Here is an 8406-nt window from a genome sequence, read left to right as displayed (position 1 = left end):
GGCGCGAGGTGGAGCAGTTCCTGGAGGGGTGAGCGTTTAGCGCTCGCCCCGCCGCAGGTTCTTGGCCAGCACCGCCACGATGATCAGCACGAAGGCGGCCAGGCGGATCAGGTAGATGCCGCTGCGCTCCTCGTGCGGCGTGCCCAGCAGCACCGGCAGGGCGTTGCCCACGGCCAGCAGGCCGAAGGCGGCCGAGAAGGCCAGGAACAGGCGATCGCCCGTCCGCCGCCAGAACTTCAGGAAGAACAGGCCGGCGATCAGGAAGCCCGTGGCCAGGCCGCCGGCGATCAGGCCTTCGAGCGGGGTGATCGGGACGCTCATTCGTCCACCTCCCAGATGAAGCCGTACAGCAGCGTGGCGATGGCCAGGCCGGCGCTGGCCTGGCGGTAGGGCAGAAGGTTCACCTGGGTGATGAAGATCACCAGGTCGGCCACCAGCAACAGGTTGTTCAGGGCCAGGAAGCCGAAGCTTATCGCGGTCCAGAGCAGGAGGCGCGAGCGACTGGTCAGCCAGGCCCGGGTCAGCAGGCCCGCGCAGGTCAGACTGGCCAGCATGCAGAGGATATAGACCACCGTGGGCCCGCTCATCGGTCTTTCCCCTTGAACTTGAAGGCGTCGGCCAGGGACTGCAGCCGCTCGGTCGGGGCCGAGATCCAGCGGATCACCGTGACGGGCTTGGTGCGATAGGTCTTGTCCAGGTCGTCGCAGACCTTGGCCAGCACCACGGCGGCGGGCTGATAGCGAAAGCCGCCGTCGTCGTCGGCGACCACCAGCCCGGCGCTCTCGAAGGCGGCCAGGTTGTCGGCCACCAGGCTGTGGCTGGCCCTCAGGTCGCCCACCAGTTCTTCCACCGACCAGCGACGCCCGGGGTCGTGCTTGAGCCGCAGCAGCAGCTCCAACGCCCAGACCGAACGCACGTGCTCGCGAATGAACTGAAAGACGTCGTGGTCGGCGGTCACCGCGGCCCCTTCCCCAGATTCCCCAAAGGCTTTCGCGCGGCGGACAATAGGCGGCGAAATGCTGGGAGCAAGCTGAGCCGTGGCGATCACGGCGCGAAGAGCCTTTAGGCGGCGCGAATGCCGCTGTGCTCGCCGACCTGCGAGCCGACCACCGCGTCGTAGCCGAGGATCATGTCGACGTCCTTGCCGTTGCTGGCCAGGGGCAGGCGCAGCCACAGGATCGACATGTGCGGCGTGCCCTTCCAGGCCAGGCTGTGGACCCCGACGCCCGGGCGACGTTCTGTGACCACCTTGTCCAGCTCGCGGCGCCAGTATTCGACGGCGGCGGTGTTGTAGACGTCGTCCAGGGTGCGGCCGGTGATCTCGCGGCCATAGACGGTGTAGAGGCCGGTGCCGGCCAGGCGCAGGCGGTAGTCGATCGCGCCGTCCGGGTCGCGCTTGACGTCGATCAGGCTGACGGTCGGCAGCATGCGCTTGATGCCGGCGGGATGCAGGTCGAGGCGCGACGGGAGGCTAGCCCCCCGGCGGAGGGACGCCCAGTAGGCGAACATCTCCTGGTGAGCGCGGGCCGCCGTGGCCGATGCGCTCATCTGCGCGTTCATCTTCAGATTCCTTAACAAGCCGTTGGAATCACGACGATTCACTATGTCTTAAGGACCGAATCGCCGCCAGCGAAAATCGCGCTCCACAGCTAAGTTTGTTGAGGCGAGTCAATCCGCAAGCGAAACGTTCAGGGCCAAATGAGGATGCCTAGGGGCGCGTCCAAAACGCCCCCCGGACACGCAAGCGATTGTTTGAGTTAAGGTTAATGAACGCTCAGACTCAAACTTTCCAGCGAGGGCGGGCCGGCTCGGACGCCCGATTACACGCCCGGCCTTCCGCCGGTCCGTTGCCCGGAAGCCACAACCCGAACGGCCCAAATCACCTGGGCGCTTCCGAACCCCATGCTATCGTCGCATCGAACTGACCGAGGATACCGAAATGCGCGCCGAGACCGCCGACGACGCCCTGACCATCGGTCCTGCTGGTTGACCGCCGCCCTGCGCGTGGCGGTCTTCTCGACCAAGGCCTATGACCGCCGCTTCCTCGACGCGGCCAATCGCGGTTTCGGTCACCAGATCGACTATTTCGAGGCTCGGCTCGACGCCAGCACGGCGGTCCTGGCCGAGGGCTACGCCGCCGTCTGCGTGTTCGTGAACGACCGCGTGGACGCCGGCGTGCTGGAGACCCTGGCCAAGGGCGGGACCCGCTTCGTGGCCCTGCGCTGCGCCGGATACAACAATGTCGATCTGGAGGCGGCCGAGCGCCTGGGTCTGGCCGTGGTGCGCGTCCCGGCCTATTCGCCCGAAGCGGTGGCCGAGTTCACGATCGGGCTGATGCTGGCCCTGGACCGCAATATCCCCCGCGCCTGGAACCGGGTTCGCGAGAACAACTTCGCCCTGGACGGCCTGATCGGCCGCAATCTCTCGGGCCGAAAGGTCGGGGTGGTGGGCACGGGCCGGATCGGCGCCCTGGTCGCCCGGAGCCTGCGGCTGGGCTTCGGCTGCGAGGTGCTGGCCAGCGACCTGGTCGAGGATCCCGAACTGCTCGCGATCGGCGTGCGCTACGCTCCCGTGGACGAAGTGCTGCGCGAGGTCGACCTGATCACCCTGCACTGCCCGCTGACGCCCGAAACCCGCCACCTGATCGACGGACCCCGGCTGGCCGCCGCGCGTCCCGGCGTGGTGGTGGTCAACACCAGTCGTGGAGCGCTGATCGACACCGTCGCCCTGATCGAGGGGCTAAAGTCCCGAAGGGTGGGCGGCGTCGCCCTGGACGTCTACGAGCAGGAAGCGGATCTGTTCTTCGAGGACCTCTCGAACGAGATCATCCAGGACGACGTCTTCCAGCGCCTGCTGACCTTCCCCAACGTGCTGATCACCGGCCACCAGGCCTTCCTGACCGAGGAGGCGCTGTCGGCGATCGCCCAGACCACCCTGGCCAGCCTGGCCGACGCCGGTGCGGGCCGGCCCCTGGCCTTCGAGGTCACGGCGGCGCAGGTTCGCGGCGGGCGGTAGGGCGCGGATTCAGCTAAGCTTCAAAACGGCTGTCATCCCGGACAAGTCGGGCGCCGATCCGGACCGCCGGAAGCTCTGAGTTCACGCGTCGGTCCCGGATCGGCGCGCTACGCGCTTGTCCGGGATGACAATACAAATTGCGTCAGAACTCTATCGGGCCCTCAACCGCGCCCGCGGCGCGCCGGCTTCCGGCCGCCCTGCCCCAGGCCCATCTGCTTGGCCAGGTCCGACCGCGCCTGGGCGTAGTTCGGCGCGACCATCGGATAGTCCTTCGGCAGGTCCCAGCGGGCGCGATACTGCTCGGGGCTCAGGTCGTACTTGGTGCGCAGGTGCCGCTTCAGCGACTTGAACTTTCGACCGTCCTCAAGACAGATCAGATAGTCCGGCGTGATCGAGCGCCGGATCGACACGGCCGGCTCGCGATTGGTCTCGGCGGCCTCGACCTTCGCGCCGACATTCGACAGGGCCTGATGCACGCTGCGGATCAGGGCCGGGATGTCGGCCGCCGCGATGGTGTTGCCCCCCACATAAGCGGCGACAAGGCCTGCCGTGACTTCCATCAGGTCGGACTGGTTGTCCATCTTCTTGTCTCTCCCCCGACTCATACTGGCTTCCCAGGAGCCAATTCAGTTTTGGATAGCATATTATTGCACTCTAGCAACATAGACGTGCTGGTATCTACCGTTCAGGGGAGTCTGTGAACTGGCCTTACCACGCAACGCTAAGCTGTCGGCCGACATAATGTTTCAGCTTTAGGCGAACCCTGGCCAGACAATAGTCGATGAACACACTCAACGACTTTGGTCGACTAACGTGCGAAGTCGCGGGAAAGCGCCAGCATGGCCGCGCGCTGCGGCACCGAATACTCATCCACGGCGGCTTCGTCGCCCTCGCGGATGGCCTTAAGCAGGGCCGGTGTCATGGCCGACGAGAGCGACCAGTTCCAGTAGCGCAGCATGGTCTGGGCGCGGTCCACGGCGATGGTGTCGAAGGCCGTCAGCACCCGCTCGAGGGCCGGCGACGGTACGCCCGAGGCGTCGGCCTCAGGCCTGCGCAGCCCTCGCCACAAGGCCCTCACGGCGCCGCGCGGCAGACCCGTGGCCTTGCACAGGATCGCCAGCGGCTCGCCGCCCGGATCGGTGAAGATCTTGGCCCCGGTCATGGGCTTGAGGCCCGACAGATACGAGATCTCCTCGGCCGTCTCGCGGGTCATGCCGGTCTGGGCCGCGGCGATCGCGTCCTCGAGACTGTCATAGGGGCTCTTGGCGATGGCGGCGCGATTTCGCTGACGTCGTTCAATGAACTGAAGCGCCTTTCGCGACAGCGGATCCTGCCACCCCTCGGCCGAGGCCAGGGGGAAGACGTCGCCGACCGCGTCCTGCAGAATCTCGCGCGACACGGCGAACCGTTGCAGGATCGTCCGTCGCGCCTCGGCGTCCGACCACCAGAACATCACATAGGCATGGCTGGGGCGCAGTTCGGCGCGCTTGAGCAGCAGGGGAATCAGTTGCGGATTGTCGCGGCTGGCCGCGACGATGTTCTCGACCCCCTGGTGGCTGAAGCGCGCCAGGTCGTTCTTCAGCAGGATCTCGATGACCCCCGTCTCGTCCATGTCGACCAGGGCGTCGGCCACCACCTCGCTGACGCCGCGCCGCAGGGCGACCAGCCGGCGGTGGTCCTGGGTGCTGTTGTAGAGGCAGCTGATCAGGTCGGCGTCGCTGAGGACCGGCGAATTCTCCAGCAGGGCCCGGGCCACCGGCAATTCGTCGCGCAGCAGCAGGCGGACCAGGACGCCGGGCATCTCGGTCAGGTTGGCCAGGCGCCGGGCCACCTTCTCGCGCTCGCCCACGACGGCGTCGCGCAGCATCTCCACCAGCAGGTCGGCGGTCATCGAGCGTTCGAAGGCGTTGATGCGGCTGGCCGGCAGGCAGACCACGTCGGCCAGCCGCTTGAGCAGGGCGGCGCGCGAGCGCGGCGTGGGGGCCGGTTCGGACTCGGGTCGGGCGAAGGGCGCGGCGTATTCGTTCATGGTCGTCCTGACGGAAGCCCGTCGTGCCTGAGCCTAGACCCAAACGCCCTAACGTCGGATGAGCGGTCCAGGATCAGAATGTGCGCCGCTTCGATCGGCTCCGCCACAGGGCGAGACATCGCCCTGCGTCAGCGCCATTCGCCGGGACGCGAGCGCGGCTCGATCTTCAACGCATTGGCGCCCTGCACGTAGCGATCGCGGAAGGCTTCGCGGCGCGGGGCGGCGGGGGCCTCGCGACGATGGTCCTGGCGCGGACGATATTCGTGGATCTGGGCCCCGATCTGGAAGCCGCCCAGCAGGCGCTCCAGCTCCTCGGCCTCGGCGGCCAGGGCGCKGGCGCCGGCCGCCGACTGCTCGACCATCGCGGCGTTCTGGTGGATCACCTGGCCCATCTGGTTGACCGCGGCGTTGACCTCGGCCAGGCCGCCCGCCTGCTCCTTGGACGAGGCGGCGATCTCGCCGACCAGGTCGTTGATCTCGATCACCTGGCCCAGGATCTGGTCCAGGGTCTGGCCGGTCTCGCCGACCAGCTTGACGCCCTTGCCGACCTGCTCGCTGGAGGCGCGGATCAGGCCCTTGATCTCCTTGGCGGCGTCGGCCGAGCGTTGGGCCAGGGCCCGCACCTCCTGCGCCACCACCGCGAAGCCGCGACCGGCGTCGCCGGCCCGGGCGGCCTCGACCCCGGCGTTCAGGGCCAGCAGGTTGGTCTGGAAGGCGATCTCGTCGATGACGCCGATGATCTGGGTGATCGACTGCGAGGACTTCTCGATGCCGCCCATGGCCTCGACGGCCTCGCGCACGACCAGGCCGCTCTTCTCGGCGTTGGACTTGGCGCTCTGGGTCACGCCCCGCGCCTTCTCGGCGTTGTCGGAGCTCTTCTTCACCGTGGCGGTGATCTGGTCGAGGGCGGCGGCCGTGCGCTCAAGGCCGGTCGCCTGGCGGTCGGTGCGTTGCGCCAGGTCGTCGGCGGCGGCCGAGATGTCGCCGCAGCCGGCGCGGATGCTGCGGGCCGCGCCGAGGATGCCGGCCAGGGTCTGTTGCAGGTTGTCGACGGCGGCGTTGAAGTCGCTGGGGATCTTCCGGGCCTCGGCCGGGAAGCCCTCCTCGCGCATGCGCCAGATCAGGTCGCCCTCGGCCAGCTTCTCGACGCCTTGGCCCAGGGTGTTGACGGCGGTCAGCTGGGTGCGGGCGTAGGTCTCGAGCTCCAGAGCGCGACGGCCGTGCTCGGCGTCGGCGGCGGCGCGCTCGGCGTCCTCGGCGGCGCGGGCCGTGCGGTCGACGGCCAGCTTGCGCTGCACGCCGTCCAACCCCTTGGCCAGGGCTTGGACCTGCTGGTCGTCGGTGTCGGGTGAACGCAGGGGCTGGTCATACTGGCCGGCGCCCAGGGCGTCGACCGAACGGCTCAAGCCGTCCAGGGCGCGACGCGTGGCGTCATTCCAGGCCAGGAGTCCGATGATCAGGGTGGCCACCAGGGTCGCCATGCCTGCCATGCTGAACGGCGAGACCAGGCCCGGCCCGCCGAACGCCGCCCAGCCCAGCTGGCCCAGGCCCGCCAGCAGGCCGAGGACGACGATCAGCCTCCAGCCGAGAGGCAGCCGATTGAACCCGCTCATTCCGAATCTCCGAGGCCCAGCTAGGCCAGATTCGAGAAATGGCGACTGAGTCCTAACGCCTCATTAACCATACCCGCGCCGCGACATTTTGACGGGGCTTGACGCCCGCTCGCGATGAATATAACCATTTAGTTATGGAACTGATGAGTTATGGAAATCCCGCGGGGCTCGACGCCACCTTCGCCGCCCTGGCCGACCCGACCCGGCGCGCCATCCTGGCGCGGCTGGCGACGGGCGAGGCCTCGGTCGGCGAGCTGGCCGCGCCGTTCGCCATGAGCCAGCCGGCGATCTCCAAGCATCTGAAGGTGCTGGAGAAGGCCGGGCTGGTCTCGCGGGGCCGCGACGCCCAGCGCCGCCCGGTGCGGGTGGAGGAAAAGCCCCTGGCCGAGGCCAACGCCTGGCTGGAGGCCTACCGCCAGACGCTGGAGGCCAATTTCCRGCGCCTCGACACTTTGCTCGACGAATTGAAGACCACCCAGGGGCGCTGAAGCGCCCTCCCCCCATCCAGAAGGAGACGACCCGTGGCCCAAGACAAATTGACGCTCGCCACCCAGGGCGACCGCGAGGTGGTGTTCACCCGCGCCTTCGCCGCCGCGCGCGACCTGGTGTTCGACTGCATGACCAAGCCCGATCTGGTGAAGCGCTGGCTGCTGGGTCCGCCCGGCTGGACCATGCCGGTCTGCGAGATCGACCTGAAGGTCGGCGGCCAGTTCCGCTACGTCTGGCGCAACCAGGACGGCCGCGACATGGGCCTGGCCGGCGTCTACCAGGAGATCACCGCGCCCGAGCGGATCGTCCACACCGAGGTGTTCGACGACGACTGGACCGGCGGCCAGACCGTGGTCACCTCGACCCTGGCCGAAGCCGGCGGGCGCACCACCCTGACCACCTCGGTGATTTACGCCAACGAAGCGGCGCGCAAGGGCGCCCTGGTCAGCGGCATGACCGAGGGGATGGAGATGGGCTACGCCCGCCTCGACGCCCTGCTCGAAACCGTCGACTGACGGCCGGACCTGTCGAGAAGGGGCCAGGCATGGTGATGGAAGATCGGGTCGCGAGCGCTATGGCCGCCTTGCGCGAGGCGGCCACCGACCACGACCTGGCCAATCTCTCGCGGTTCGCCATCGACGCGCCCAGCGCCCTGGGCGTGTCGATGGCCAACCTGCAGAAGATCGCCAAGCGCCTGGGCCGCGATCGCGAGCTGGCCGCCGGCCTGTGGGAGACCGGCGTCTACGAGGCCCTGATGCTGGCCAGCCTGGTCGACGATCCGGCCCAGGTGACACCGGCCCAGATGGACGCCTGGCGGGCCGACTTCGACAACTGGGCGATCGTCGACACGGTCTGCTTCAAGCTGTTCGACCAGTCGCCCCACGCCTTCGCCAAGGTCGGCGAGTGGGCGCGGCTGAACGACGAGTTCGGCAAGCGGGCCGCCTTCGCCTTGCTGGCCTGCCTGGCCCTGCACCACAAGGGCGACGACGACCAGCCGTTCCTCGACGGCCTGGTGCTGATCGAGCGTGCGGCCGGCGACGATCGGAACTTCGTCAAGAAGGCGGTGAACTGGGCGCTGCGGGCGATCGGGCTGCGCAAGAGCCCGGTGCTGAAGGCCGCCGCGCTCGAGACCGCCCGCCGCCTGGCCGCCTCGCCCGAGCCGTCGGCGCGCTGGAACGGCAAGGACGCGGTGCGGGCTCTGGAAAAGGCGGCAAAGGCCGCGCCACGAACGGTGACAGGCACCCGCGGCAAGGCCTGAGT

11 protein-coding genes are annotated in these 8406 nt (G+C 68.3%); 4 read left to right on the top strand and 7 right to left on the bottom strand.

Annotated features, from left to right (window positions below):
- Positions 1-36 precede the first annotated feature (36 nt).
- From AC1DZ6_RS12850 to mopJ, 4 genes are all read right to left on the bottom strand, one after another.
- Positions 37-321, bottom strand: a complete 285-nt coding sequence (locus tag AC1DZ6_RS12850) for a DUF5985 family protein (protein WP_477097562.1) — start codon at positions 319-321, stop codon at positions 37-39.
- Complete coding sequence (locus AC1DZ6_RS12845) at positions 318-587, bottom strand: DUF5985 family protein (RefSeq protein WP_477097561.1); 270 nt, start codon at positions 585-587, stop codon at positions 318-320. Before AC1DZ6_RS12845 ends, AC1DZ6_RS12850 begins: the two co-directional genes overlap by 4 nt.
- Positions 584-958: a hypothetical protein gene (locus AC1DZ6_RS12840; protein ID WP_477097560.1), complete on the bottom strand. Its 375-nt coding sequence runs from the start codon at positions 956-958 to the stop codon at positions 584-586. Before AC1DZ6_RS12840 ends, AC1DZ6_RS12845 begins: the two co-directional genes overlap by 4 nt.
- 104 nt (positions 959-1062) lie before the next feature.
- A complete protein-coding gene (gene mopJ, locus AC1DZ6_RS12835; RefSeq protein WP_477097564.1) occupies positions 1063-1566 on the bottom strand; it encodes a motility/cell cycle regulatory protein MopJ in 504 nt (167 codons plus the stop codon).
- A 420-nt stretch (positions 1567-1986) separates the two neighbouring features.
- On the opposite strand from mopJ, the gene AC1DZ6_RS12830 reads away from it, so the two are divergent.
- On the top strand, positions 1987-3015 hold the full coding sequence (locus AC1DZ6_RS12830; RefSeq protein ID WP_477097559.1) for a 2-hydroxyacid dehydrogenase: 1029 nt from the start codon (positions 1987-1989) through the stop codon (positions 3013-3015).
- A 161-nt stretch (positions 3016-3176) separates the two neighbouring features.
- On the opposite strand, the gene AC1DZ6_RS12825 is transcribed toward AC1DZ6_RS12830, so the two are convergent.
- The 3 genes from AC1DZ6_RS12825 to AC1DZ6_RS12815 form a co-directional block, all read right to left on the bottom strand.
- Positions 3177-3596, bottom strand: a complete 420-nt coding sequence (locus AC1DZ6_RS12825; RefSeq protein ID WP_477097563.1) for a Ros/MucR family transcriptional regulator — start codon at positions 3594-3596, stop codon at positions 3177-3179.
- A 227-nt stretch (positions 3597-3823) separates the two neighbouring features.
- Complete coding sequence (locus AC1DZ6_RS12820; protein WP_477097558.1) at positions 3824-5044, bottom strand: DUF2336 domain-containing protein; 1221 nt, start codon at positions 5042-5044, stop codon at positions 3824-3826.
- Between the two features lie 128 nt (positions 5045-5172).
- Positions 5173-6657, bottom strand: a complete 1485-nt coding sequence (locus tag AC1DZ6_RS12815; RefSeq protein WP_477097557.1) for a methyl-accepting chemotaxis protein — start codon at positions 6655-6657, stop codon at positions 5173-5175.
- A 143-nt stretch (positions 6658-6800) separates the two neighbouring features.
- Here AC1DZ6_RS12815 and AC1DZ6_RS12810 point away from each other — a divergent pair, with 143 nt between their 5' ends.
- Genes AC1DZ6_RS12810 through AC1DZ6_RS12800 form a run of 3 tightly spaced genes read left to right on the top strand, consistent with a single transcriptional unit; the run spans position 6801 to position 8404 of the window.
- The gene (locus tag AC1DZ6_RS12810; RefSeq protein ID WP_477097556.1) at positions 6801-7145 is read left to right on the top strand and encodes an ArsR/SmtB family transcription factor; all 345 of its coding nucleotides are present in this window, start codon (positions 6801-6803) and stop codon (positions 7143-7145) included.
- Between the two features lie 33 nt (positions 7146-7178).
- Positions 7179-7661 (top strand): SRPBCC family protein, encoded by a 483-nt coding sequence (locus AC1DZ6_RS12805; protein WP_477097555.1) that lies wholly within the window; start codon positions 7179-7181, stop codon positions 7659-7661.
- Positions 7662-7720: 59 nt separating this feature from the next.
- Positions 7721-8404: a DNA alkylation repair protein gene (locus tag AC1DZ6_RS12800; RefSeq protein WP_477097554.1), complete on the top strand. Its 684-nt coding sequence runs from the start codon at positions 7721-7723 to the stop codon at positions 8402-8404.
- Positions 8405-8406: the final 2 nt, after the last annotated feature.

This window comes from Caulobacter sp. P1_B12_2 (assembly GCF_056406675.1).
Note: the sequence above shows the minus strand (reverse complement) of the source record. Positions and strands in the feature narration are given on the sequence as shown.